Origin of the sequence: Caballeronia sp. INML2, from assembly GCF_023631365.1 — a bacterium.
GTDB classification, from domain to species: domain Bacteria; phylum Pseudomonadota; class Gammaproteobacteria; order Burkholderiales; family Burkholderiaceae; genus Caballeronia; species Caballeronia turbans.
In genome coordinates, this window is sequence record NZ_JALQDH010000087.1 from 1 (window position 1) to 275 (window position 275).

1 protein-coding gene is annotated in these 275 nt (G+C 65.8%); it reads right to left on the minus strand.

Annotation, left to right across the window (positions count from 1 at the left end):
- Window positions 1-275, minus strand: a 275-nt coding sequence (locus NCT32_RS29425; RefSeq protein WP_250490861.1) for an MltA domain-containing protein, incomplete at both ends; no start/stop codon positions are given.

Genomic DNA, 275 nt, shown 5'->3' on the forward strand with positions numbered 1-275 from the left:
CGACGGGCGGATTGAACGCGAAGCCGTTCTGTTCCGCATAGGCGAGACGGATGACGCTCTTGCCGTCGGGCAGCACGATCTTTCCCGCGCCCTGTAATTGCATAGAGTAGAGCATCGCGGGGTCTTCCACATAGGCGAGCACGGGCGCGCGGCTCATGCCGCGCTCGATATCGGCGCGCGCGTAGTAGGGCACGATATCCGCGCCTTCGCGGCGCAGCCGCAGCTTCTTGTCGCGGATGTCCGGCACGCTGTCGCCGACGCGCAGCGTGTACGTC